Raw genomic sequence first — 26153 nt, 5'->3', positions numbered from 1 at the left:
AGCAAGCTGAAATTTATTCAGATAGGTTACAAAACTTAATCGAGGTAGCTTATGTCAGAAGTACAGCAACTATTTTTCCAAGCAGACGGGGAGATTGAGCAGATTGAGATTAACGTCACAGCCACCGAAATAACTGACGAAATTGAGGAGGACGACGATGGCATAGAATACAAGGATGTGCGAACAGATGCGATCGCTCGGATGCAACAAGCTCGCCAAATGATTCGCTCTTATACTATCTATGCTCTTAGTGCTTTTAAAGACTTCAATACTGCGGAGATTGAGGAGGTAAGACTTAAATTTGGGATTAAGCTAGGGGGTAAAGCAGGTATTCCTTACATTACCGAAGGCTCTGCTGAAAGTAATCTGGAAATTGAGGTGAAGTGTAAGTTTCCAGAAAAACCAAAACCTGATTCACAGTAACTGCAAAAAATTATCGGCGCAGTGTAAGGGTAGGCAATGTTTATTAAATGCCCAACTTCCCTGTATTTATTCTCCTATTAACCAAACCTAATTGCTGCGATCGCTTCAAATATTTCACCCAAGATTGCTCAGATAACTGGGAAATGGCATTGGCTGATAGTGTTGCCGTGAAAATATCTTTACCACTGCTAACACCACTAACGCCTAAACTTTCTAAAACAGCAGTTGCAGCTGAATCTAAAATTGGTTCGGTATGGATGAAAACCGCTAAACTAGATTCTTCTAAATCTTGAAGATCATTTAGCGCTGTAGCAAGAGCGGCATCTAGTTTCTGATAATTCACCAGCAATTCCTTGGTAAAGAGGGTAGGCAAAAATTGTCTACCCTAACTTATCAAATTTATAGGTTGTTGTTGCCTACCCTTGTACAGAAATAATATCCACCTTTCTCAGTCTAATTACAGATTTAAAGCGTTAATCACTCCATAACCCCATTTGTCATCAAATGTGCCTGCGGGTTTTCCGGGAATTGCACTATTTTTACGTAGCAAGTCTTTTACAGCAGCCGAATCAAGTTGAGGATCTCGCTGCAACAGCAGTGCCACTAATCCACTAACAAACGGTGTCGCCATACTCGTACCAGCCTGCACCACAAACTTAGAATTAATCATCGATGAGCGGTCAAAATTTGCATCGGCGGAAAGGGTGGAAATAATCATTGCTCCTGGTGCTGCTACATCGGGCTTATGTCCATCATTGCGTAGAGGCCCTTCACTACTAAATTCCGAAATAGTATCTAATTCTAAGCCCATTTCTCGCACTTGGCCATCAATATCTGTGTACTTGGTTTTAGTAGTATAGGCGGCAACTGTAATTGCACTGCTGGCGGCTCCTGGCGAACCAATTTTTAACGCATCTTTCACACTTTTACCTGTGAAAAACACTGATGAACTGTCATCTAGTGTCCACACATCTAAACGTGTGTCAGTTGAAGAAGGGTTGCGGACTCGCAGCTGCCAAACACCTCCCATGACTTGCGAGGGGCCGATACCGCGTATTTGCACAAAGAAATTATGGTCGCTGTTGGCTAAGTCTGGCCCTGGTGTCGCTAATTGCACCCGTGCATCCGGTAACTGGTAATCTTGGGCAGCATTACCGTCAGTAATTATTTTTTGGAAGGGGGTGACAAAACCGTTAGGACTCCGCACAGACACTTCCAATTCGCTGTCTTTGGCATACCAAGCGTTTAACCAAACTATGCCTACTTGATTCAAAGGAACATTAAAGCGCATACCACGAGTGCGTCCACTGGGTATCGTCGCTTCTCCATGAATGTTATCGTTTCCTTCGTTACCCGCAGCACAGCAAACAATTCTTCCAGGGCCAGTTTCGGCATCAATCACCTTTGATAAGGAGTCGCTACCATCATGGGCATCAGCGTGTCCACCCAAGCTGAGATTTACCACTGCTGGGCGTCCCAACTCTCTAGCAACTCGGAAAATGTAACGCACACCATCAGCAATGTGGGCATCCTGTAAATCTGACCTGACGACAACTAATTCCGCTTCTGGTGCGACACCGCCATAGCTAACATCGGCACCGGCGGCAATTCCAGCAACGTGAGTACCATGACCGCCAGTATCCTGAGAAATTGTCAGTTGCGCTCCCGCAAATTCAGCCCCATAGCCGCCCTCTGTGACTCCTGGCCCTGGCAGTGTTTGATCCCAAATGTGTAAAATTCGTCCAGCAAAGGCGGGGTGTTTCGGATCAATGCCACTGTCTATAATGCCGATGATTACCCCTTTACCAGTCAATCCGGTTTGATTCTTAAACTCCGGTAGTTTGACTGTTCCCATTGCAGTGTCCATCCTCAAATGAAGTTTGCGTGATGGCTTAATCCGCTGGATCACATCTTCTTCAGATAAGACATCTAAACTATCTAATGGTAAGAAAGCCGTCCGCACACTCCCAGAGTTTTGATTGACTTCAATATTATATTGTGATAGGTAACTTAAGTCTGCATCCGGGTCGCAGTAAATAAAAACGACACTCTTAGTAGGCTTGACCGGACTTTTGTGGGCAATGATCCCAAGGGATTTTTTGTGTGTAACTAAAGCTTTATCTCCTTCATTTTGATAGTCTTGAAATGCCAAAAGTAGTCCAGGAGAAAGTTTTTCGTGTCTCATTTTTACCTCAAATTAAATTTATTTGCTGTCAACGAAGTAGTGATTTTAGCAGGATAAGTCGCTCTAGCATTAACGTAGACTATGTAGTTTTTTCGGATTGATTATTTGATGCGACTATTGTTATCTAAGTAGGTGGGCGGGAAAATTTATAACTATGTCATTGCGAACGCAACGGAGTGGAGTGAAGCAATCGCAAGGTTTTCACCGATTTTACTTTTCGTTACATAGTTAGGTTTATTTGTGCCTACCTACTTATAAAAAAATAGATAACATCAAATAAGCTTAGGAGGCGCGAGTTATTCCTAATACAATTGCTAATTCATAACTCATATTCTTAAAATACGTATCCCTCATAGTGATTTTCTGTGGGTCATGAGACATCTTTGATCAGTTGCGTCTAAGAATTACCCAAGTCTGAGGTAACAGGTAATTTTTAGGAAGCTATTAAACTAATCCATTGTCTGCTTAAATCATTACGGACAAAGTGAAGAAAATAAAATTAAGAATAATTAAGTAATAAATAAAAAAGATAAATTTATTGAAGCAGAATTTAGTAGTCAGAATGCAATCAGTGGCGCGTCTATCTTGTTGATCTGTTAAAAACTAAAACAAATTGTAGTCAAAATAGTTAAGACTGATAACATTTGCGTATAAAACAGCATGAAAAAGGCTAAATAGCTAATGAATACTGACAAATGACAGATTCTCTATCATAAGTAAGAGCCATAAAGAAGCTAATATTTGCAACGATCGCTTCTGAAGGTACAAAAAGTTATTCATGCAAATTCAAACACCAGACTGGGTTAAGCACGCTGTTTTCTACCAAATCTTCCCAGATCGCTTTGCCAGAAGCAAACAGCCGCGTAAACGGTTATTACAGGAAGCCCGTTGGGAAGATTGGGACTCAATGCCAACCCTACAAGGTTATAAAGGCGGCGATTTATGGGGCATCATGGAGGATTTAGACTACATCCAGAATTTGGGGATTAACGCGATTTATTTCACACCCATTTTTCAATCCGCCAGCAATCACCGCTATCATACCCACGATTATTATCAAGTTGATCCGATGTTAGGGGGCAACAAAGCTTTTAAAGAATTGCTTGATGCAGCCCATCAACGGAATATCAAAGTTGTTCTGGATGGAGTGTTTAACCATTCCAGCCGAGGCTTTTTCTTTTTCCACGACGTTTTAGAAAATGGCCCCCATTCACCTTGGGTAAATTGGTTCAAAATAGAAGGCTGGCCTCTGGCCCCATATAATGGGGAATTCCCTGCTAACTACACGGGTTGGGTTGGAAATCGTGCCTTGCCAGAATTTAACCACGATAATCCAGAAGTACGAGAATATATTATGGAAATTGCCGAATATTGGATTAAATTCGGCATTGATGGTTGGCGATTGGATGTACCATTTGAAATAAAAACTCCTGGCTTTTGGCAGGAATTTCGCGATCGCGTTAAGGCAGTCAATCCCGATGCTTACATTGTGGGTGAAGTGTGGGGAGATTCCCGCCAGTGGCTAGATGGAACGCAATTTGACGGCGTGATGAATTATCTATTTGCCGGGCCGACAATTGCTTTTGCAGCTGGCGATCGCGTAGTCTTAGAACAAGTCCAAAGCCGCGACTATCAACCTTATCCACCCTTGTTTGCCACCGAGTACGCCACCAAAATCCAAGAAGTACTGCAACTTTACCCTTGGGAAATTCAGCTAACTCAACTCAATTTGCTCGCAAGTCACGATACAGCCCGATTGATGACGATTGCAGGCGGCGATATAGCCAGTGTAGAATTATCAACTCTACTACTACTCACCTTTCCCGGTGCCCCCAGCATCTACTACGGTGATGAAGTTGGTTTACCTGGTGGCATAGATCCCGACTCACGCCGTGGCTTTCCTTTAGAAGCCAAGTGGAATCAAGAAATTTTTAATACTCACCGTCAATTAATTGCCCTACGTCAAACTTACCCAGCCTTGCGTACAGGTGATTACCAAGTTCTCCATGCTCAAGGACAACTTTATATCTTTGCGCGAACTTTGGGCACAGAAGAATTGATAATTGCTGTCAACGCTGGTACAAGTTCGGCAACAGCGAATGCATATGTCGCCACTTTGCATACTCAACCCAACAAGCTTTTATATGGTAATGCTGAAATTGAGTGGAATGGTAAAGGAGAAACTCAGCAGTTGTCATTGACTGTTCCGGCACGCAGTGGGTGCATTCTGGGAGTAGGGGAGTAGGGATTGGGGATTGGGGACTGGGAAGATGAGGGAGACTAGGAGAATAACCAATGCCCAATGCCCCATGCCCCATGCCCCATAAATTAGCTTCCCGCCACCATTGCAGGCATCAACACTGCATCAATAACGTGGATCACGCCATTGTCTGTTAGAATATCTGTTTTCAGGACATTGGCGTTATTCACCTTAAATTTACCGTTGGCAGATTCAATGGCTACAATTGACCCCTCAAGCGTCTCTGCCTCGTTAATTTGTACCAAATCATCAGACCTGACATCCCCACTAGCGATATGATACGCCACAATTTTCCTGAGCTTGGGAATATCTTGTAATAACAAATCTAAAGTTCCCTCTGGGAGATTAGCAAAAGCTTCGTCAGTCGGTGCAAAAAGTGTAAAAGAACCAGGGCTTTTCAAAGTTTCTATGAAATTTACAGCTTTAGCAGCCTCTATTAGGGTATTGAAATTACCTGCTGCGATCGCAGTTTCCACAAGGTCAGCCATGAGGTGCGTTATCTAATACTACAAGTTACTTATAAAGTGACTAAAATATCTTAGCCTCTATCAATAGAGAGGTTGCCGGCGATTAAACAGACCGCAGCAGACTGATTTAGTGCTGTTACACTGGAGAATGACCCCAAGAACCAGTGATTATGCTAAAGCGTTCTAAGTTCGAGACAACTCAGTCTCAGATTATGCACCGTGCTGAGGATCTGATTAGTGCAGCCTCAAATCGTTACCGCATTACGGTTCAGGTAGCAAATCGTGCTAAACGTCGGCGTTACGAAGACTTTGAAAGTAACGAAGATGCAATGATGAAGCCAGTGCTAAGGGCAATTATCGAAATGTCTGATGAATTGACTCAGCCAGAAATTATCGGCGAACTATAAAATTGAGTGCTGAGTGCTGAATTCTGAATAAGGCAAATTCATATTTTCACTCAGCAACACCCAAAATATTGTTCTATGAAAAAGAAAAAATTTCTGTTTAAATCAATTTTCTCACAACTCACAACTCACTACTCACCAATACTGCTTACCTTAATAGTAGTGAGTGTAATTGTTTTGCGTTCCGGGGCGAATAAATCAATATATACAAATTTATTTAGTATCCAACCTGCTTATGCTCAGAGAATCACTCCTGGCGATGTTTGGCAGCAAGTATATCAGCAATTGCCAGATTTCCCACCGGAAAATAAGTATATCAGCAAAGAAAATGGGAAAGTTGCCGAAAACAACACCTTAGCAAATCGCCTAATTAGATATCACATTTATACCAAAGGGCGTGCCCCAATTTATCGCTTGGATTGGAAGCTGACTTTAGCTGATTACCTGGGTGCGAATGAAATTATGTATGATACTACCTATCCAGGAAATGATTCACTACGGGAAAATCCCATAGAAGGCGATCGCAAAGCCATCAAGAGTCTCACCCGCAGCCAGCGAGATGCCCTAGTGCAAGTCTTAGTCAATATATTTAATCCTACTTCCCAAAATACCCGATCCCCTAACCCCAATACTCCACCCAATCCAACTAGATCAACTACCCCACAGCCACCGCAACGAGGAGGTGCCGAACTACTAAAATGACAAAATTTCCTTTGCGTCCCTCTGCGTTTAAAAAACTAAACTATGGAACGCCTTGTCAAAACCGGATCGGGTTGGCGTATTGGCTGGAACCCCGATGCAGATGAATTTAGAGGTTTAGTCGGTACAGATGATTGGGCAATTGAGTTAACCGAAGCCGAGTTAAATGATTTTTGTCGTCTATTAGCACAGCTAGCAGATACCATGAAGCAACTCGCAACTGAATTGATGGAAGAGGAAAAAATTACTTGTGAAGCCGAAAGCGATTTATTATGGATGGAAGTGGAAGGCTATGCTGATGATTACAGTCTGCGCTTCATCTTGAATACAGGGCGATGTGTAGAAGGTAAATGGAATGCTTCTGCTGTTCCATATCTACTGCAAGCGACTGGGATGCTTAAGGTTTTTTAAATTTCCCTCTTGATTTTTCTAAAATTTTGCTATATAATAGTAATTCTGACCGGGGCGTAGCGCAGCTTGGTAGCGCGCCACTTTGGGGTAGTGGAGGTCGTGGGTTCGAATCCCGCCGCTCCGATTGATGATAAGCCATACCTGCTAGTCTTTTTAAAAGATTGGCAGGTTTTTTCATAGCTTTATACCTGAAAAAACCTAACCGAACAGTAAATAGGGGTGTACCCGCACAATCAAATTTTGTCAATGAGAAGTAATTAGGCGGACTTAATATAAAATTTCTAGCAGATTAGTAGGTAGATTGGCATGAGTGAAAGTACAGAAACGATTTTCAGCAAAATCATTAGTCGGGAAATTCCCGCTGATATTGTTTATGAGGATAATTTAGCCCTGGCATTCAAAGACATCCATCCCCAAGCGCCCGTTCATATCCTGATCATTCCCAAAAAAACCATTGCTACACTAGCTGACGCTGAATCAGAGGATCATGCTCTATTGGGGCATCTTTTGTTAACTGCTAAACGTGTTGCAGAAGAAGCTGGACTAAAAAATGGTTATCGAGTTGTGATCAATGCTGGTGATGACGGCGGTCAAACAGTTCATCACTTACATTTGCATATTTTGGGAGGACGGCAGTTAGACTGGCCCCCTGGTTGATCAATTTTAGTTCGTGATGTTGCTCCTGTGGCTCTAACCGCTCCTGCTATCAACGGTTAATTGTGAAGTTTAACTAAATCAAAAAGCGCTCTCCCAGATTGGGAGGGCACTTTTTAATTCTGGCAGCGCGTTTTCAGTTGACTATGCGGTAGTGTAAAAACAACTGACTTCCAACCTGACGAGTTTCAATGAGTTGGAGATGAGGAGCAGCATTGGGAACAAAACCCTCTCCCTCCACTGGGCTAGGGGCGTGCTTTCCTCCATAAATGACCGGCCAAATGGTCAACCACCAATCGTCAATTCGCCCTGCCTGCACTAGAGCAGCTGTTAAAGAGCCGCCTCCCAAAGCAACGACTTTGTGAATACCCCGCTCTGCCATCAAGGTGTAGGCTCGATCCCAGTCCAGGTCTGTATCTCCCAAATCAATTAATTCAGCCAGTTTTTGCAAGGTTGTTGTATCAGAACTGCGCTTCAAACCCGTCCGTGTCGTAAATATCCATCGCTCAATGTCCTGATTCAAAAAAGGCAAGTCCAGCGATAGGTCAAGGGAACCTGAGACAACGCAAGTAATCGGCTGGGGAGACTGACCTCGAACCTCACGTGCTGCCAACAGTTCGGGATTGCGAATTGTAAAGGTTCCCCCCTCAGCCCGAATTGTCCCTGCTCCTACAAGAAGTAAATCAGCAAGGGAGGCTTGATACTCCAAGTGTGCTTGATCGGCTGCATCCGATTCACGAGGTGCTTTAGGATCTACGGCGCTAATTTTTCCATCGGCCGTCATGGCAAGAACCACAGTTGTTTGGATAGCTGACATGATTACGTTCTGACGGTTCTTTATAATTTTACCTTTTTGAATCCTTTGCTATGAACAGTTGTTGCGTTGTGCTTTAAATCACTTTCTAAACTATGGCTGAAGGTGGTAAAAATTGTTGTTGGATGATTCTCTCTACACAAGAGTTTATTTTTTACGCCTAAGAAACTATCATGCCCAAACACATATCTGCAATCGTCGTATTTGTCTTAATTTTAATTTTGGGGTTTGCATCTCCAGTTGAAGCTGCAACTCCCCGTTCAACTTGGGTGGTGAATGAAATTTACCAATACAATCATCCCTTTGCATCTTCGTTGCCTCAAGAACTGGCAACGAAGATGCAAAAGATGGCAGATATAGCTAGCCCTTTCACCTTTTATCGGGGGACGGCTCACATTTTTTATCGTGATATGCAGACTTTAGCAAGTTCAGGGTTTGTAAATTCTTCAACCTCAGCCATCTGGTTAGAAGGAGATATGCATCTGCAAAATCTTGGAGGGATGAGAGATAGCAACGACAACAACGTTTTTGACACCACCGACTTTGATGAAAGCTATCTTGGCCCTTACGTTTGGGACTTGCGACGGATGGTAGTCTCCATTCTGTTGTCAGCTAAAAACAATGGTCTTAACTCAACTGATGGTCAAGATATTGTCCGAAATTTCTTGGATGCTTACCTCAACAAGATGAACGACTTTAAGGGAAGCAATGATGAATTGTCATACCGTTTGGAATCCAGCAATACGGACGGTGTAGTCAAAGACCTGATTCAAAAGGCATCAGATAAGAGCCGTTCTAAGCTTTTAAAAAAGTACACACTGCTAAAGAACAGTAACAATCGCGTTTTCCAGACAGCCTCAAAACTCCAGCCTGTATCCAACAGCACCTATTCTGAGATTGCTGGGGCTATGAGCAGCTACATCGCCTCAATTCCTAGCAGTAAGCGCTACAACAAGAGTTACTACACCCTCAAGGACATTCGGCTTAAATTAGGTTCAGGTATTGGTAGTCTTGGTAAGTACCGATATTACTTGCTGATTGAGGGCCCAAGTTCAGCAACCGACAACGATCGCATTTTGGAGATGAAGCAGGAAGGCAGTAGCGCAGTTGCGATCGCAGTTCCAGGTCTGCTGCCAAGTTCAATCTACGGAAACCAAGAAGGGGCGAGGGTGACAATCGCCACGAAAGCGATGCTATCCAATACTGATCCCTTAGTTGGCTACACTATGGTCAGTAGCATCCCCTTTATGGTACATGAAAAATCACCCTACCAAGTGGACTTTGACTATAAGTTGTTAACCACCAAGTCAAAATTCATGGATGCGATGGGATATGCGGGGAAGGTTGTTGCCAAGAACCATGCAATCTCCGATCAAGACTACGATGCTGCAATTGTTTCTGTCAGCGTTGACAAAGAAGTGACTGATATTGTGAGCGGTAACACAGCTGTATTCAAAGACGAAATTGTTGACTTTGCAGTGGACTATGCAACTCAAGTCGAATATGATTACAGGAGTTTTGTAGATGCTTATAACCAAGGGGTAAAACTCTACTAGAACATTAGACCTCTTGCATAAATCTAAAATAATAACCCCACCCCGCCAAAGCTACGCTTTGTCTCCCCTAAGAGCAAGCCGGGTGGAGTGTTAGGGACTTTTGCAAGAGGTCTATTGATTCAGTATTCAGAGATTGTTTCCATCTACACCAACATCAAGTAATTGATCCAATGAATTCACCTTCGGCACATCTGCTAATTGATGAGGTAACACTAACAACTGTTGTACGTCGCATACTCGACAGCACAACTGCCACTCTGGGCGAATGGCAAGCTCAAGCGATCGCTCACCATGTTATTAATAATGTCACAGCTGGTTTGCAACGCATCACTGGTATTGCTGACGATTGCAGCGAGCAACTATCTTGGTCAGTAATTTTGAAAATTTTGCACCTCCAACCAGAGGATGCTGGCTCTATTTTCAATTCTTCTCAAGACCCTACACACTGGAATTACTGGCAGCGCGAGGCGTTGATATATACATCGGGAATCCTCGATAATTTGACTGGCGACTTAGTAGCCCCCCGTTGCTTTGCTGTTACAGAGCCGTCTGCCAATGTCGTCTGGCTGTGGTTGGAAGAGATTCAGGGCATTCCTGGCACCGCTTGGCCCTTGGAGCGCTTTGGTGTGGCGGCCCGTCACCTTGGCTATTTGCAAGGAAGCTATGTAATGGCGCAATCATTGCCTTCTGAGCCTTGGCTGAGTCGTGGCTGGCATCGAGCATGGGTGTCCAATATCGATAATACTGCTCTAGAAGCTTGGCGAGAACCGACGATATGGCAGCATCCACTTCTAAAAGAGATATTTTCCCCAACTATAGCCGATCAGGTGATGAACTTATGGAGCGATCGCCACATCCTCTTCGACGCTGTGGAGAAAGCACCCCGTACACTCTGTCACTTTGATATTACGCCCAACAATTTGTTTGCTCGGCATAATGTGCATGGCGATGACCAAACCGTTCTCATCGATTGGTCTTTTGTTGGTTATGGTGTGCTGGGAGAGGATATCGTAAATCTTGTGCTAGACAGCGTTTTCTTGCTGTTCGTCGATGGTTCATCACTGATAACGCTGGAAAAACTTGTGCTTGAGGGATACTTGGCGGGGTTGCGTTCGGCTGGGTGGAATGGGGATGAGCGTGTGGTGCGCTTTACCTATGCTGCTTTCGCGGCACTTCATTTTGGTCTAATAGCAGGTAGGTTGTTAAAACTAGTACACAACGAATCTCGTCACAGTTGGCTTGAGCAGCGCTTTGGGCGAACTTTTGACGAGATTATCACATCGAGAGCGATCGCCATTACCCATGCATTAGAACTGGCAGACGAAGCTAGATTATTGCTTCGTTTTTTGTGAAGTAATCTTTAACTATTACGGTGTAATAGTTAAAAATGCTGGCAATTTATGCACCAGTTGTGCGGGAAACTTCAATTTCTTTTGAGATAGAGCCTCCCAGCAAAACGGAATTTGAAGGACGCATCAAGAACTATCAACAGCAGATGCCTTGGCTAGTGTGTGAAATTAACGATGAGCTTTTAGGTTATGCCTATGCTACTCCCTACCGGACTCGTGCTGCTTACCAATGGTCTGTAGAATCATCCGTGTACGTAAATCTTGAACATCGCAGAAAAGGAGTTGCTAAAGCTTTGTACACTTCCCTTTTTGGGTTGCTGCAACTTCAAGGATTTTATAACGTTTTTGCTGCGTTGGCGTAGCCCGCCGTAGGCATCGCTTTACCCAACCCAGCAAGTATCGCCATGCATGAGGCTGTCGGTTTTTCGCCTGTAGGTGTATTTCGCGGAGTTGGGTATAAATTTAGTGATTTAATGATGTCGGATGGTGGCAACTATCTCTGCAACAAGAGCTACCCCTATCTGCAAATCAGCCTCTTTCTTTGCTAGAAATTCAAAAATTATCTCTGTGGAATGAAGCTTTAAAAAGTGGATTATTGCTACTTCGAGTTTGAATTAGATTCATTGCCATGAAATATTTAATATTTATAGAATTTTTAGCCAAATTTAACTAGGATGAGAAAATCCCATATCAGCCATAGTCACAATCTTCGGATCAGCAGCGTGCTAATATTTGCTGCTTGATTCCGTCAGGGGTCTATGGTAATATCCGTGAGGTTGGATAAAAAATTAACCTGATTAGTTTAGCATAAATTAACTTTCTAGTTACATTAGGCACTATATTATCAACCTGCCTAAGTACTATATAAAAATTCATCAACTTCAGCTTTCAAATAAATTGAAAGCTGAAGTTGATGGTTGGGGAAAAGACATGTGTACAGCACTAACGTTCTTTCCCCTGATAGTTGCAGTGAAAAATTTGATCTACATAATGGCAGTTAAACCATGAAAATCACGGTTAAATTGTGTTGCTTGCAGACATTGTACAGATTTTGGAGTGTGGCAAATATTCAACCCGAAAACATGGTTAGGGGTGATTTGAGCGATCGCAGCAACATCTTCAAGTTCTCGCAGATAGGGATTATGGTGGCTGCAACTAGCGGAGCGATTTTGTCTGGGAATAGTGCGATCGCGCAAATTGTTCCTGATAACACTCTAGGTGCTGAAAAAACTGTTGTCACACCGAATGTTGATATTAAAGGTGTGTTGAGCGATCGCATTGATGGCGGGGCGATTCGTAGTACTAACCTCTTCCATAGTTTTCTGGAATTCAATGTCAGAGAAGGGCGAGGAGCTTATTTTAACAATCCAGCTGGGATTGAAAGCATTTTCAGTCGGGTGACGGGGAACAATGCCTCAAATATTTATGGGAAACTCGGAGTACTGGGTAATGCCAATCTATTTTTGCTCAACCCCAACGGAATTATTTTTGGCCCCAATGCCTCGTTAGATATTAAAGGTTCGTTTGTAGGTAGTACGGCAAACAGTTTGAATTTTGGTGGTGGGAAAGAGTTTAGTGCCACCAATCCTACAGCCCCGCCATTACTAACTGTGGCAGTACCTTTGGGAGTGCAATTTAACCAACAACAACCAAGTGCGATCGCTAATTCTGCAAACCTATCAGTAGGTACAGGGCAAAACCTGACTCTATTAGGAGGTACGGTAGTGAGTACAGGGCAGTTGTCAGCACCAGGAGGGCAGGTTAGTGTTGCAGCAGTGCCAGGTAGTAGTGTGGTGAATCTAAATTCATCGGCACAATTACTAAATATTGGTACTTCTTCAATAGGAATAGGTGAAGGTTCGTCTTCTCTGACTGAGTTGTTGGTAAATAGTGAGCAGCGATCGTATCCAGGGCTGACGCTGAACAGCAACGGACAGGTGGAGTTGGCGGGATCAGGCTTACCTGTAGTGAATGGTGATGTAGTAGCCAAGAACGTTACAGCCCAGACAGCAACCCTCACAGCGCATCACAATCTAACTTTGGTAGAGAGTCAGATCGGTACAACTGGAGATTTGAACCTGCTAGCAGGGGATACAGTACGGGTGCGTGATAGTGTCGCGAATCCCTTTGTGGCTCAAGCTGGAGGGCAGTTATTAGTTCAGGGTAAGCAAGGAGTTGATATTTTTGCTTTAAATCACCCTTCGAGTGGACTCTTTTCGGGAGGGGATTTAGTGTTGCGATCGGCTAATACAGTGGGAGGCGATGCTCACTATTGGGCGGGGGGCAATTTTCGGATTGAACAGTTGGATGGTAGCCCAGGAAATTTGTTTAGTCCTTACGATCCCGTAGTGCTAGCCAACGGAAATGTGACTTTAGGTGATTATACAGGCGCTTCGCTACACATTTTGGCGGGTGGTAGTGTCAATCTTGGTAACGTTACTATCAACGCGCCAGATAAGACAGCCAACACGATTAACCCAACTTCAACCCCAAACTTGGCTACTGTCACCTTATTAGATGGAACTTCTCTAACTATTAATGGCAATGCTCAACAGACCCTTGATGTGAGGTCTGGAATTGATTGGACACAGTTTGGGGGTTTTCCAGGAAATCAAGTTATAGACACTGTCAATCCACGACCACAATTTGATGTTCCCCCTACAGTAACTACTGCCAATATCTCAATTGCTAGTGTTAACAACAATTCTTCAAATTCCTTAGTATTTCTTACGAATCGTTATAACCGGAATGCAACAGCTCTACCAAACGGCATCATTACAATTGGCAACATTAATGTGATTGTTATCAATAATACTACACAGGGGAATGTTATTGTTGATGCTCTGGGTGACATCAATACCACTGGTGAAATTAATACCTTTGTCCCCGCGGGGCAAAATGGCAATGCTGGAAATATTAGCCTATTCAGCGAAAACGGTTTGATTAATACTACCACCGGGATTCTAAACGCTTCTACGGAAACTGGATTTGGAGGCGATGTTACCCTGATTGCTGATAAAGATATTTCCACTGCTGAAATCAGAAGCTTTTCAACAAATGGTGATTCAAGAAATATCAGCATTACCAGTCGAAATGGTTCTATTACTACCGAGGGAACTTTAGACGCTTCTACAGTAACTGGATTTGGAGGCAATGTTATCCTGGATGCTGATAAAGATATTTCCACTGCTGGAATCAGAAGCTTTTCAAAAAATGGTAATTCAAGAGATATCAGCATTACCAGTCGAAATGGTTTGATTAACACCACCGCAGGCAAACTCATCTCTTCTACTGAGAATGTTTTTGCTGGGAATATTACCCTGAATGCTCTGGCTGGAGGTATTTCTATTGGTGAAATAGAAACCTTTGCTAATTTAGGAACAGCCGGTAATGTCAATATTGATGCATTTCGAGATGTCAATGTTATTAATAGATCCATAACTGCCACTAGTAATAGTGATTCTAGTGACTTTCGCATAATTAATATCAATTCCTCACAAGGAAAAGTTTCTCTCAACAATGCTGGATTGAGCACAACTAATACTGGTTCAGGTTTTGCAGGAGATATCAGCATCAATGGTAAGAGTATTGAGATTAATCAAAGTAATATTCAGAGCGAAGGTGTAGTTGGACGTATCTTTATAGGAAATACAAAAACTGCTAACAACATAACTATTCAAAATAGCAGTGTAAGTACTGTTAGAAATGTGAATAGTAATTTGCTGCCTAATCCAGATGATGGCATTGAAATATTTTCTAATGGCGAAATTAAAATTGAAAGTTCTCTGTTGACTGCGGCAACTATTTTACCAGCGCAAGCGCCTCCAGGGTCTATATCTTTGAAGGCTACAGGCGCTGTTGCTATTAAAGACAGCATAATTAGCAGCAGAGTACTAGAGGGTGCGGGAGGCCAAGAAATTGAGTTTACGCCTACTATCAGCCTCATAGGCAGTTCTGTTAATGTTACAGACTCAGTGATAACTGCAAGTACATTGAGTAAATTACGTCCGGCTGGAGATGTGATTGTAAGGGCAGCTTCTGTAGTGTTAAGCGGCAATAAGTACCCTGATCTTACTAAGCTTGGTGCTGAGACTGGCAGTGAAGTACCTCCGGTAGGCTTATCAGCTCAAGCAACTCAGGTAGAAACAATTGCTGGAAACATAGGTATCGCTACAGATGAACTGAGGATTGAAAACGGCAGTTCAGTGACTGTAAGCAGTGAAAAAGGACAAGCAGGTAATGTGGTAATTTTTGCAGAAAAAATCCGCTTAGATAATGGGACACTCCGTGCTACAACTGGACTTGAAGGAAGTCAGGCGGTAGGGGCAAATATTTTCCTATTAGGAAAAGAAACTAATGGTGATGAGGCAAATGAGGCAGTGATAAACTTAGTGTCACAGATAGATAAAGGTGAGTTAAGCGGAGAGAGTTTGCCTGGTTCTTCTATTGATTTTCTGCTGTTGCGAAATGGAAGCCTAATAGAGGCTAATGCCAACGACTTTGCTAAAGGTGGCAACATCGCTATCAACACTCGATTACTCCTAGCGCTTCCACCAAATAACAACGACGATAATGATATTTCTGCTAATGCTAAACAAGGTACTGGTGGTTTAGTCGCAATCAAAGGCACACCTTTAGGCATCTATGGCATAGAGTTCCGAAAACAGCAAACGGATTTGAATGATATCACTGCTACTTCTGAAAGTGGTTTGGCGGGTATTGTGTCAATTGGTCTACCCGATGTAGACCCCAGTCGCGGGTTAATTCAGTTACCAGAAGATTTGGGTGATTCGTCAAAATTGATTGCCCAGAGTTGCCCAGTAGGTGGACAGAGAGCAACTAGTCAATTTGTTGTCACAGGACGCGGAGGATTACCACCAAACCCTGGTTCTGCACTTAGCAGTGGCGCTCTTGTAGGTAATGCAGGTGAGCAAAGTAGTCTCACAAGCTCCTCCCCAGTACCCACTGTAGAAGCCCAAGGCGTAAACATCGGCCCCAAAGGAGAAATTATTCTCACTGCTAACCCATCCAAACTTGCCTCTTATAGTTCTTGGCAGAGGTTCACAGGTTGCAATGAAAAATAATCCCCGTGTTCAACTACCAAGGGTTGTAAATGCCCGGCAAAAAGCTCAAGTCATTTCAATAAGACTAAAAACCTTGTTTAGTAATACTTCTAGTCCATTTAAACGAACCTTAGCTATCAGCCAGAAAATTGATTTTCGGGCGATCGCCCGATCAAATGAAATAGCCTTGCTTTCTAAACAAGGTTGGAGGTGCATGAGCAGAAGTTTGAGAACATTACCTCGACTCCCCTTGACGATCGCAACATTAGCACTCAGCTTACCTATTTCTATCAGCGCCCATGCCGTAGAAGTGGCTCAAGTACCTACACCGCCAAACTTACCGCAACCTCTACCTCCTCCCCAAGATGTAGTTCCTCCACCTCTGCCAACTCCTCAACAACCACAAGTTCCTTCGTCTCCTTCAGAAGACTTGTTACGTAAACAACCTCCCCAACCACCAGAAAAATTCCCGCAAGTGGTTCCTGAGAAATTTTTGGTGACAAAGTTTACATTTACAGGGGGTACGGTTTTCAAGGACGAGGAATTGCTGCAAGCTATCGAAAAAGCTCTGCTGGCTGGAGGCGATCGCAGATTTTGTCAAGAACCTCAATGTGAAAAGCTTCCCCGAACTGAGAAAGATCCACCTGTAGAACTCTCTTTTGCTCAACTGCTAGAGGCGCGATCGGCAATTACCCAACTTTATATTGATAAAGGCTATATCACCTCCGGGGCGCTGATTCCAGAACAAACGCTGCCACCCGGTGGAGGTGTGATCCAGATTCAAATTGCTGAGGGTAGCCTAGAAGACATTAAAATTATTGGCACTCGTCGATTAAATCAGAACTATATTCGCAGTCGCTTACAACGCGCCAATAAAAAGCCCCTGAATCGCGATCGCTTGCTCGAAGCATTGCAACTATTACAACTAAATCCCCTGATCGAAAGTTTATCTGCCGAGTTGTCTAGTGGCTCGCAGTTTGGCAACAATTTGCTCTTAGTTAAGGTGAAGGAGGCCAGAAGCTTTCATACCCAATTCAGTTTGGATAATAACCGCTCACCAAGCGTCGGCAGTTTGCAACGTAGTATTCGACTCAGTGAAGACAACTTGTCAGGCAGAGGAGATAGTGTGAGCTTATTCTATGCCAACACTGATGGCAGCAATCAGGTGAATGTTGGCTACACGATCCCTCTCAATCCCCAGAACACTACCTTGAGTTTCAACTATGGCTACTCCTCTAATAATGTCATTGAGAAACCCTTTGACGAGCTAGATATTTCATCCAATTCCCATGATTATCAATTAACCTTGCGTCATCCAGTAATTCAAACTCCCAGAGAAGAACTTGCTCTAGGACTAACCGCCTTTCATCGGCAAAGCCAGACTTTCTTAGGTTTTGAAAATACTGGAGGCTTTCCACTTTCACCAGGGGCTGACAATCAAGGACGCACTAACATTACAGCACTGCGTTTCTTTCAGGAATGGACACAAAGAGGCGATCGCTCTGTTCTGGCACTGCGTTCTCAATTTAGTTTAGGACTTGATGCACTAGATGCCACCATTAATCAAACTGACCCGGATGGTCGCTTTTTTGTTTGGCGAGGACAAGCTCAATTGGTGCGTCTACTAGCCAAAGATACCCTCCTAGTACTGCGGAGTGACGTGCAACTAGCAGATAGAAGGCTTGTATCCTTAGAGCAAATTGGATTGGGTGGGCAAGCAAGTATCAGAGGGTATCGTCAGGATGCCTTGCTGGCTGATAACGGCGCTTTTGGCTCCGTCGAACTACGCTTGCCAATTTTTCGGCTTCGTAAAGAGGAGGGACTTTTACAGTTCATCCCCTTTGTGGATATTGGTACAGCTTGGAACAGTTCTGAAGGCCCCAACCTTGATCCTGGCTTCCTCGCCTCTGCGGGTTTAGGCTTGCGATTTCAGTTAAGCGATCGCCTAGATGCCCGCTTTGACTGGGGAATTCCCATCGTATCTGCTGATTCAAATGGACGAACTTTACAAGAAAATGGTTTGTATTTTTCTCTGCTATGGAACCCTTTTTAAAACGTAGATTCTCAAACCGCGCAATTACCACAATCATGCTAGCTCTTCTAGGGCTAATTTTAGCCTTTGGCATTCAAATATTTTCCAGAGAACGAGCGATCGCTATACAGCCAGAGACCACACAATTGATTTGCTCAAGTACACCAAATCTCAGCCCAGAACAGTTAAGTGCAGAGGGTAGAACTAGTTATGAGCAGGGGCACTTCGACACTGCAATAGATTGCTGGCAAAGAGCCACTGCTGCCTACCACCAGGCCGGAAATGATCCCGAAAGCGTCAATAATCGAATCAACCAGGCTCAAGCAGAGCAAGCATTGGGACTATACCCACGAGCCTGTAATACCCTAGTGCAAATCTACGGACAGGAAGACTGCACTACTTTTTTACAAGACGAGAAAAAGCGTGAGGATTTCAAGATCAATTTAGGGCTACAAGCCAACTCTCCTGCCAAAATGACTGGTTTACACAGTTTTGGCAACGTCCTGCGAGAAATGGGTGAACTAGATTTGTCTCATCAGGTGTTATTACTGAGTTTGGACAATAATCAAACCCATGACCAAACAGCAATTTGGCTTGACTTAGGTAACACTAGACGCGCTTTAAGTAATAAAGAACAAGATTTATACGATCGCACTCAGGATCAGCAAAATATCGTTTGTGCGCTCATAGATGCTTACGTAGCTGAAGATGCCTACCAACAAGCTTTAGATAATACTAGCTTCACATCCAACTCAAAATCTGTTGTTGCACAACAGGCACAGCTAAATCAGCTGAGTCTCTTATTAGATATCAAAGATTGGCGCAATAAAATCCAGAAACAGACTAACCAGAAAGATGATGTTTTAGAGCAAGTATTTAGACAGCCTCAAATTTTTCTGCTTAAAAAAGAAGAAAATTGCTGGAATCAACTGACCAACCCTAAGTTTGATAAACCTAGAAGTTTTGAATTCAAATTTACTAAAGAAGTTCGTGATTGGTTAAATCAGCAGTTGTCGAGTCAAAACCCGCTGATTCAGTTGCCGCAGATTGATAACCTTCAGCAGCAGGTTGAGCAGTTGCCGCCAAGTCACACAACACTTTATACTAGGCTCAACTTTGCCCATAACTTGATGCGTCTTCAGGATGTCCCTGGTTCATTTCAGAAAGTAGAACTATTTCTCAACACTACAATTGACCAAGCCAAAGCTACGGGCAATTTAAAAGTAGAATCCTATGCTTTAGGATATCTTGGCAAGCTGTTTGAAGACAGCAGGCAATGGGAATTAGCTAAAACCAAGACTCAACTGGCTTTGCTGATAGCTCAATCCATTCCATCGCCAGACATAATGTATCAGTGGCAGTGGCAACTAGGGCGCATCTATAAATCTGAAGCTTCCACAAAGGGACAAGCCAGCACAAAGGAACTGCAAGATGATTTGAAAGAAGCACGTTCTGCTTATCAAGGAGCATTCCAAACCTTAGAATCTCTTCGCAGAGAGTTAGCAACAGCTAGCTCAGACACTCAATTTTCTTTTCAAAATGATACCGAAAGGGTGTATCGGCAATACATTGATCTGTTGCTCCACGATCAGGAACCTGCTGCTAATTTCCTCTCAAAAGCTCGCGAGGTGATTGCCTCTCTCCAAGCAGTAGAACTCGAAAACTTTTTGCGCCAAGCTTGTCCAGAGTACAACGTCAGGGAGATTGACCAGATTATTGATGAACGAGCTAAAAATACGGCTTTCCTATCTCCTATTGTCTTAGAAGATAGAGTAGAAGTGATTCTTAAATTACCTACCAATTCAACTAATCAAGAAGACGGAGATCAACAGTTAAAACACTACAAAACATTTATTAATCGGACTGAAGTTGAAAAACAAATTAGAAAGTTACAGGTAGATTTAGAAGAAGAGTATACATTTGATGATGTGACAAACGAAGCTTCTAAAGTATATGAATGGCTCCTGAAAGGCTCAGAAGAATACCTCAGCCAAGACATTAATACATTGGTGTTTGCCTTAGATACAAATTTGCGAAATATTCCCTTAGCAGCACTAGTTTACGATAACGAGAAGATATCAAATAAGCCTAAGTATCTAATTGAAAAGTATGCGATCGCCCTATCTCCCAGATTGTCAATTCCAACTCCTACAGTTCTCAAAGACAGAAAAATAAAAGTTTTGGCGGCTGGGCTAGCTGAACCAGAACCAAAATTCAATCAACAACAAAAACAAAAATTTTCTAGGTTGAATTATGTAAAGGCTGAATTAGACGCATTGAATGACATTGAAAAGAGTAATTCTCAATTTTCAGTTACTGAACTCGAAAACGAGAATTTCAAAACTGAAAACCTTCAATCTAACATCAATTATTCTGATTTTCAAATCCTCCATTTGGCTACACACGGTGAGTTCAGTTCCATTGCTGAAAATACATTTATCTTAGCTTTTGACAAACTGATTCGAGTCAATGAATTAGATAAAGTTTTCAAAAAGCAAGCTCAAAATCAGCAGGAACCTATCGAGCTACTTGTACTGAGTGCGTGTGAAACCGCATCTGGAGATCAACGAGCCACTTTAGGACTTTCTGGTGTTGCGGTACGAGCAGGCGCTCGCAGCGCTATTGCTTCTCTATGGACATTGGATGATCAAAACAGCGTTGAATTTACCAAGAATTTCTACAAGTATCTGATTAATAACCCAAACCAAACAAAAGCTCAAGCCTTACAAAATACTCAAAAATACCTCATGAAAAAATTAACTGGGCGCGAACATCCCAGATACTGGGCACCCTACATTTTGGTAGGAAACTGGTTGTAAGATTATCTATTTGTAGTTAAGCTCAAAGAGCTAATCACTAGGTTGAGCTTAACTACAAAAATAATTTACAGGGTATTTCAGGTAAATGAAGTACACGGGTAGGGGCATAACATGTTGTGCCCCTACGATTATCTGTACCTCACTAAGTTGCAATCTGCTGTATTACTCATACGAATATTTGTATGAAGATGCACATAACAAGACTCTCCTGTAGTCCCCGCTTGGCAAGTTAAGAAATTTAAATCTAGGGTGCGTTAGCTGAAAGTGTAACCCACCGTCAACAATTCAAGGTGCGTTAGCCTACGGCATAACACACCCTAATTCAAATTTAGATTTTTTCATCTACTGACTCAGCACTCTTAATTGCTCACATTGCTGATTATTATTTGTCGATATCCCACTCTAACTCTAAAATATCGGCTTCTTTAGGAATATCATCGCTCAATTGTAATGTTTTAAAAAAATTAAACCAATCCTCTTGAATTCTTGTAGCTTCATCATTCCTGAAATTTGGGTATGACTGATTCTGGTTTTGGTTTTTTGTTAGTTGGTAAACTTTAGCAAGTCGAGTAAACCCATCGTACCATAACCCCAATCTTGCATAATAAATGTATGCCTGAGATGACTCTACAAATTTCCGATTGTTTTGTTCGACTCTCTCAATCCAGCCTGTAACACTAGGATTCCTAGAAGGTCTATTTTCATCACACACCACCGAGAAAAACCATTGGTATGCTTTACCTTTAGCTAAACTTATTGGCAAACGAACCTGAGCAATAGCAGGTTTTTTTGGAAGCTTGAAATAAATCGGTTTTTCAACAAGGTGTTTGTCTTGGTCTATTAGCGCCAGTTTTGCATACTCTAGCTCTGATTGTTCATCATATTTATAAGGAATATAGAACCAGAGAGTTGGTTTTTCTTCAATAGTTTTGCTCCAGAGCAAGACTGTCTTTGATTTTTTATCAATGGTATTGCTTGATAGCAAGACTTTTTGAGGTAATGAATTTGACTTTAGGTATGATTTGAATTCTACAGATGATGAAGAACTGAGTGATAATGGCTGCGACGATATTTCAATTTGGGGGATGAGTGCAGTCAGTTGTTTATCTGTATCAATAGATGCTAAGTTAGAACACTCACCGCGTCCCCCTCCACCCGTTGGACGGCTTGCTGCTACTCCTTTTGGGTTTCGCTTTTGAAAACCAAATACAGCTAAGAAACTATCAATAAAAGTACTTGCTAGAGTTGGAGGAGCATAACTTATTAAAAAAATCAATACAAAAGTGCTAGTGAGGATAGTTCTAAACCATCTAATGGCAAATAACTGAGTCGAAAACATAATAGGTAATCTAGGAGATTAGGAAGTTTGTTCGGTTTTAACTTTTTTCTGAGATCGAAACTCCAACAATACTACCATTCCTCCAGTGCTTAAAAACGCCAAAGTACAAGGATATAGTGTTATCCAAAAGTTTGTGTAAATAAATAAAAATATACAGATAACACACAGACTTGCAAGAGAAATGACTCCTACTATGATTAATCTGAGAGGTTGTTTGCACAACTGAGCTAAGATAGCACCAATTAACGACCAAAATAAAATCCAGAGGATTTCCCATTCAAAAGAGCAAACTTTTATCAAAGGTCGTTCCTTTAATGCTGCACTGACAAGCTGACTAACCATTTGTGCCTGAATAAATAATCTTTGCATCTGGTTATCTGGGCCTCCACTAGAAAAGGGAGTGGAAGAGAGACCATCATAGCCCTCAGTTGTTGTTCCAATTAGAATAATTTTATCTTTCACAAAATTTTCATTAATATCAGGATTCTCCAATACCTGCTGAACAGTAAATTGTGGAGCGATATTACTAACAGAACGATTAGCTGAGTTATCCGCTGGACGAGAATAACGATAATTCAACAAAATTTGATAGCCATCAATTTCTTTTAAATTGTATCCACCTTGTGTATCATGCTCAAGTGATGGCAAAATAGTGGAGCCAGAAACTATGTTATTCTTTTCTTGATTTAAAATAGTATATCTTTTGTCAATATTTGTTTTGCCATCTCCTTTTTCTAAGTATTTTTGAGCAACTTCAAAGCTGAAGGAATTCATTAAGTCATTCGGATTTCTACAATTTGAATCTTGAGTATTTTGAGTTGTCGGAGTCCCCATATTAATAAGTTGTCTACGAATAACTCCATCACGATCAGAAAGAAAATCACTTAAGCCTACTTGCTGTATGGGAACATCAGGCGGGGGATCGTGACGCCCACCATCTGGGTTTGAAGTTGGATCTGGAAATTTGCAAATAAAAACTAAATGCTTGTCCGTTTGAGCCTTATTAATTAGTTTAATTAAATTTCCTTCAGCTTTAGCAGAACGATAAATATCCATAGCTATTACTCGTGGACTTTTGCTAAGTAGTTTCGATAGTAGTTGATAAATAACTTCATCTGACAAGGAAGCTCCATTTTTAGCAGGATTATTTTTATCTTTAGAATACTTTATAATATCTTTTTCAGTAATCTTAACGAGCAATAGGCGATTGTCTTGATTCTCGGCTGGTCGAAGTCGCATCATCTGATCGAAAAACAAAAGTTCTGATCCTTCAAACAATCCTAACAAGCGCATAACTAGTATTAAAGTAGTTAAACCTATGCTTGTTAGGAATGTATTTTTATTACAGAGACGGCGAATGCGCTGATACCATAATAGTTTTTTATCTTTCTCATAGTTCAGGTGGTCTGGTGGAACAGGTAAGTAATTTGGGAGTAGTTTAGATGTAATATCTTTTAAATTTTTATTATTAGGATTTCCTTTATATGCTGCCTCAATCAATTGTTTTTCCTGGCTCTGAGCTTCCGCCCATTCAATTAACCTAGAAACCATCTCAGTCAGCTTACCTTCCTCAACGATTTCATCCGGTTTTCGTTTTAACTCATCACGGATCATTGTTTGGAATTCAGCTTTGGTAGGGTAAGCGCTAATGATAGCTTCGCGTAATTCTTTACGGTGTTCAGATAAATCTATTTTGCCTGTTTCAGTTTGCTTATTCATTTTTCTACGCCAATATTAAGTATTTTTCATCTGAGCAACTACTTTACGGATTCCTTGAGCAACATCTAAAAAAGCTGCATCAAGATTGTCCCAAGTAGTTATAGGTTTGGCATCTTTCGGCAATGCCTGTAAATCTTTCAAATTCTCCAAGCTTCTCCAATCTGTAGGACGGAGGATAATAGGAATCACGCGAGCTTCTCCAGAACTATGACGCTCTATTGCTCGTTTCATTTCAATCTCAAAGCAATAGTTAGAGTCAATAAAATCGGCACTAATCAATAGTAGGATTATTTGTGCTGAATTCAGATGATCATCAATTTCCCTTTTCCACTGAGAGCCAGCACTGATATCACGGTCATACCAAGCCCTAATCACACCTTGCTGTTTTAAAGTACTCAAATGAGTTGCCAATTTATCCCGCAGTTCTTCATCTTTATGAGAGTATGAGAAGAAGACTTCAAAAGCACTATATAAAGTTGCAGATGTTGTTTGATTATTTGCTATTGGTTGAATGATAGATGAGACACTTGGTCGTAGTTTCTGTGTAACTGCTTTTAAACTTTTATTATTAGAATTACCCCGAGATACTGCCTCAATCAATTGTTCTTCCTGGCTCTGAGCTTCTGCCCATTCAATTAAGCTAGAAACCATCTCAGTCAGCTTGCCTTCTTCAACGATTTCATCCGGTTTTCGTTTTAACTCATCACGGATCATTGTTTGGAATTCAGCTTTGGTAGGGTAAGCGCTAATAATAGCTTCGCGTAATTCTTTACGGTGTTCAGATAGATCCATGTTGATTTTGTCTCCTTCACTTTCCTGACTCGTTTCACTTAAAATTCTTGGCAGTAGGTTCGTTGAATAGCTTGTAACTTTGGATTACCAGAATTGTTCTCAATTGCTGAAGAAAGAAATTTTTCTAAATACCCTGCACTTTCCGCATTATTAATAATATTTTCATTAATTTTTCTTCAGGATGCTTGCTGTAAGACATTAATTCCCATTCCTTGAAGAGGAAGGTTATTAACGTCCCAACGAGCAGCTTTGATATTTTGTTGAGCCTTGAGAATGTCTTTCTCGACTTGTAGGAAAACATAATCTAGTTTGTTGGTAGGACTAGAGTGTAAAATCGGTTTATAGCGGTTCTCGCTTAAGTCAGGTACAAGAACCCCACCCCCAACCCCCTAAGAGCAAGCGAGGAGGGGGCTATGATGTACCTTGTATGATTAGGAAACGCTATATGTCTGTCTAATTTAAATACAAGACCTTGTATTTCGTTTCCCGAATCTGAAGTGAAATAGCCAAAACGCAAAATTGCATTGAGAGTATTGGTTTGTATATCTGCGTTTTCGTCTGGCTCGCTTCAAAAAGCCAACATCTCAAAAATATTGATTTTATTTTAAAATGCGATTCTTGGCTGTATTGTAGTTAAAAATACCATACAAAGATGATTCCAGATAATCAAAATTGACAATATTGCCGTATCTCTACTTGTAACTTCATAAAAAGTATATCTTATACATGATATCATCAACGGCAAACTACCCAAAATATATGCCCGATCAGAGGGTGTCTGAAAAGTTTTTTCTATACAGCGAATGCTTAGAGATCCCCCTAAATCTCCCGATCAATTGGGGGACTTTGAGACTCTTATTCCCCCTTTTTTAAGGGGAGCCAGCGCGGGAACAGGGGGTTTCCCCCATGAGCGACTGGCGTGGGTTAGGGGGGATCAGCAAATATCTGATACTTCTCAGAGGATGTTTGAAAAGTATTTGGCTGTGATTTTAGGCACTTTGATCCCCCCTAACCCACGCCAGTCGCTCCACTTGGGGAGACCCCAAGACCGCGCTGGCTCCCCTTAAAAAGGGGGGCAACCTCTCTCAAAGTCCCCCTTTTTATCGGGGGATTTAGGGGGATCTAAAATGTTTTGATACCGACAAGAGGACTTTTCAAACAACCTCT

The 26153-nt window shown here is 42.0% G+C and carries 19 protein-coding genes and 1 tRNA gene; 13 read left to right on the top strand and 7 right to left on the bottom strand.

The genetic code is table 11. The features are described from left to right. Positions 1-51 precede the first annotated feature (51 nt). On the top strand, positions 52-423 hold the full coding sequence (locus tag V7K62_RS14320) for a CU044_2847 family protein (RefSeq protein ID WP_334864974.1): 372 nt from the start codon (positions 52-54) through the stop codon (positions 421-423). A 43-nt stretch (positions 424-466) separates the two neighbouring features. On the opposite strand, the gene V7K62_RS14315 is transcribed toward V7K62_RS14320, so the two are convergent. Both V7K62_RS14315 and V7K62_RS14310 read right to left on the bottom strand, forming a co-directional pair. Further along, complete coding sequence (locus V7K62_RS14315) at positions 467-766, bottom strand: hypothetical protein (protein ID WP_334865033.1); 300 nt, start codon at positions 764-766, stop codon at positions 467-469. Positions 767-880: 114 nt separating this feature from the next. Then, a complete protein-coding gene (locus V7K62_RS14310) occupies positions 881-2608 on the bottom strand; it encodes a S8 family peptidase (RefSeq protein WP_334864972.1) in 1728 nt (575 codons plus the stop codon). A 778-nt stretch (positions 2609-3386) separates the two neighbouring features. On the opposite strand from V7K62_RS14310, the gene V7K62_RS14305 reads away from it, so the two are divergent. Further along, on the top strand, positions 3387-4853 hold the full coding sequence (locus V7K62_RS14305; protein WP_334864971.1) for a glycoside hydrolase family 13 protein: 1467 nt from the start codon (positions 3387-3389) through the stop codon (positions 4851-4853). An 83-nt stretch (positions 4854-4936) separates the two neighbouring features. On the opposite strand, the gene V7K62_RS14300 is transcribed toward V7K62_RS14305, so the two are convergent. Next, positions 4937-5356 (bottom strand): fasciclin domain-containing protein, encoded by a 420-nt coding sequence (locus V7K62_RS14300; RefSeq protein WP_334864970.1) that lies wholly within the window; start codon positions 5354-5356, stop codon positions 4937-4939. 149 nt (positions 5357-5505) lie between these two features. On the opposite strand from V7K62_RS14300, the gene V7K62_RS14295 reads away from it, so the two are divergent. The 5 genes from V7K62_RS14295 to V7K62_RS14275 all read left to right on the top strand — a co-directional run bounded on the left by V7K62_RS14295 (position 5506) and on the right by V7K62_RS14275 (position 7506). Beyond that, on the top strand, positions 5506-5742 hold the full coding sequence (locus tag V7K62_RS14295; protein ID WP_094351515.1) for a DNA-directed RNA polymerase subunit omega: 237 nt from the start codon (positions 5506-5508) through the stop codon (positions 5740-5742). A gap of 75 nt (positions 5743-5817) precedes the next feature. Further along, the gene (locus V7K62_RS14290; RefSeq protein WP_334864968.1) at positions 5818-6441 is read left to right on the top strand and encodes a hypothetical protein; all 624 of its coding nucleotides are present in this window, start codon (positions 5818-5820) and stop codon (positions 6439-6441) included. A gap of 42 nt (positions 6442-6483) precedes the next feature. Continuing rightward, complete coding sequence (locus V7K62_RS14285; RefSeq protein WP_334864966.1) at positions 6484-6849, top strand: DUF1818 family protein; 366 nt, start codon at positions 6484-6486, stop codon at positions 6847-6849. A gap of 50 nt (positions 6850-6899) precedes the next feature. Then, a tRNA-Pro gene (locus V7K62_RS14280) sits at positions 6900-6973 on the top strand. A 182-nt stretch (positions 6974-7155) separates the two neighbouring features. Beyond that, positions 7156-7506, top strand: a complete 351-nt coding sequence (locus tag V7K62_RS14275; protein ID WP_334864964.1) for a histidine triad nucleotide-binding protein — start codon at positions 7156-7158, stop codon at positions 7504-7506. A gap of 133 nt (positions 7507-7639) precedes the next feature. On the opposite strand, the gene V7K62_RS14270 is transcribed toward V7K62_RS14275, so the two are convergent. Next, on the bottom strand, positions 7640-8320 hold the full coding sequence (locus V7K62_RS14270; RefSeq protein ID WP_334864963.1) for a RibD family protein: 681 nt from the start codon (positions 8318-8320) through the stop codon (positions 7640-7642). A 170-nt stretch (positions 8321-8490) separates the two neighbouring features. Here V7K62_RS14270 and V7K62_RS14265 point away from each other — a divergent pair, with 170 nt between their 5' ends. The 6 genes from V7K62_RS14265 (at position 8491) to V7K62_RS14240 (ending at position 21136) form a co-directional block, all read left to right on the top strand. Then, positions 8491-9873, top strand: coding sequence for a DUF2252 domain-containing protein (locus tag V7K62_RS14265; protein ID WP_334864961.1), 1383 nt, complete (start codon positions 8491-8493; stop codon positions 9871-9873). A gap of 170 nt (positions 9874-10043) precedes the next feature. Further along, the gene (locus V7K62_RS14260; RefSeq protein ID WP_334864959.1) at positions 10044-11225 is read left to right on the top strand and encodes a phosphotransferase; all 1182 of its coding nucleotides are present in this window, start codon (positions 10044-10046) and stop codon (positions 11223-11225) included. A gap of 35 nt (positions 11226-11260) precedes the next feature. Next, complete coding sequence (locus V7K62_RS14255) at positions 11261-11584, top strand: GNAT family N-acetyltransferase (protein ID WP_334864957.1); 324 nt, start codon at positions 11261-11263, stop codon at positions 11582-11584. Between the two features lie 696 nt (positions 11585-12280). After that, positions 12281-16306, top strand: coding sequence for a two-partner secretion domain-containing protein (locus V7K62_RS14250; RefSeq protein WP_334864955.1), 4026 nt, complete (start codon positions 12281-12283; stop codon positions 16304-16306). Further along, entirely contained in the window at positions 16296-18338 is a 2043-nt protein-coding gene (locus tag V7K62_RS14245; protein ID WP_334864953.1) for a ShlB/FhaC/HecB family hemolysin secretion/activation protein, read from the top strand. Before V7K62_RS14250 ends, V7K62_RS14245 begins: the two co-directional genes overlap by 11 nt. 35 nt (positions 18339-18373) lie before the next feature. Continuing rightward, positions 18374-21136, top strand: a complete 2763-nt coding sequence (locus V7K62_RS14240) for a CHAT domain-containing protein (protein WP_334864952.1) — start codon at positions 18374-18376, stop codon at positions 21134-21136. Between the two features lie 382 nt (positions 21137-21518). Here V7K62_RS14240 and V7K62_RS14235 read toward each other — a convergent pair whose 3' ends face one another. From V7K62_RS14235 to V7K62_RS14225, 3 genes are read right to left on the bottom strand one after another with little or no spacing between them, the layout of a single operon-like run. After that, entirely contained in the window at positions 21519-22475 is a 957-nt protein-coding gene (locus V7K62_RS14235; RefSeq protein ID WP_334864950.1) for a DUF928 domain-containing protein, read from the bottom strand. Between the two features lie 18 nt (positions 22476-22493). Continuing rightward, the gene (locus V7K62_RS14230) at positions 22494-24194 is read right to left on the bottom strand and encodes a CHASE2 domain-containing protein (RefSeq protein WP_334864948.1); all 1701 of its coding nucleotides are present in this window, start codon (positions 24192-24194) and stop codon (positions 22494-22496) included. 15 nt (positions 24195-24209) lie between these two features. Next, entirely contained in the window at positions 24210-24986 is a 777-nt protein-coding gene (locus V7K62_RS14225) for a toll/interleukin-1 receptor domain-containing protein (protein WP_334864946.1), read from the bottom strand. Positions 24987-26153: the final 1167 nt, after the last annotated feature.

This window comes from Nostoc sp., assembly GCF_036917935.1.
Lineage (GTDB): Bacteria > Cyanobacteriota > Cyanobacteriia > Cyanobacteriales > Nostocaceae > Nostoc.
The sequence above is the reverse complement of the archived record's forward strand: the minus strand, read 5'-3'. Positions and strand labels throughout refer to the sequence as shown.

Excerpts from the sequence above, each read along its gene's own strand:
- V7K62_RS14285 (WP_334864966.1), top strand. The coding sequence starts at position 6,484 with ATGGAACGCCTTGTCAAAACCGGATCGGGTTGGCGTATTGGCTGGAAC.
- V7K62_RS14245 (WP_334864953.1), top strand. The coding sequence starts at position 16,296 with ATGAAAAATAATCCCCGTGTTCAACTACCAAGGGTTGTAAATGCCCGG.
- V7K62_RS14225 (WP_334864946.1), bottom strand. The coding sequence starts at position 24,986 with ATGGATCTATCTGAACACCGTAAAGAATTACGCGAAGCTATTATTAGC.
- V7K62_RS14275 (WP_334864964.1), top strand. The coding sequence starts at position 7,156 with ATGAGTGAAAGTACAGAAACGATTTTCAGCAAAATCATTAGTCGGGAA.
- V7K62_RS14265 (WP_334864961.1), top strand. The coding sequence starts at position 8,491 with ATGCCCAAACACATATCTGCAATCGTCGTATTTGTCTTAATTTTAATT.
- V7K62_RS14320 (WP_334864974.1), top strand. The coding sequence starts at position 52 with ATGTCAGAAGTACAGCAACTATTTTTCCAAGCAGACGGGGAGATTGAG.
- V7K62_RS14260 (WP_334864959.1), top strand. The coding sequence starts at position 10,044 with ATGAATTCACCTTCGGCACATCTGCTAATTGATGAGGTAACACTAACA.
- V7K62_RS14270 (WP_334864963.1), bottom strand. The coding sequence starts at position 8,320 with ATGTCAGCTATCCAAACAACTGTGGTTCTTGCCATGACGGCCGATGGA.
- V7K62_RS14300 (WP_334864970.1), bottom strand. The coding sequence starts at position 5,356 with ATGGCTGACCTTGTGGAAACTGCGATCGCAGCAGGTAATTTCAATACC.
- V7K62_RS14305 (WP_334864971.1), top strand. The coding sequence starts at position 3,387 with ATGCAAATTCAAACACCAGACTGGGTTAAGCACGCTGTTTTCTACCAA.
- V7K62_RS14310 (WP_334864972.1), bottom strand. The coding sequence starts at position 2,608 with ATGAGACACGAAAAACTTTCTCCTGGACTACTTTTGGCATTTCAAGAC.
- V7K62_RS14295 (WP_094351515.1), top strand. The coding sequence starts at position 5,506 with ATGCTAAAGCGTTCTAAGTTCGAGACAACTCAGTCTCAGATTATGCAC.
- V7K62_RS14290 (WP_334864968.1), top strand. The coding sequence starts at position 5,818 with ATGAAAAAGAAAAAATTTCTGTTTAAATCAATTTTCTCACAACTCACA.
- V7K62_RS14230 (WP_334864948.1), bottom strand. The coding sequence starts at position 24,194 with ATGAATAAGCAAACTGAAACAGGCAAAATAGATTTATCTGAACACCGT.
- V7K62_RS14240 (WP_334864952.1), top strand. The coding sequence starts at position 18,374 with ATGCTAGCTCTTCTAGGGCTAATTTTAGCCTTTGGCATTCAAATATTT.
- V7K62_RS14235 (WP_334864950.1), bottom strand. The coding sequence starts at position 22,475 with ATGTTTTCGACTCAGTTATTTGCCATTAGATGGTTTAGAACTATCCTC.
- V7K62_RS14255 (WP_334864957.1), top strand. The coding sequence starts at position 11,261 with ATGCTGGCAATTTATGCACCAGTTGTGCGGGAAACTTCAATTTCTTTT.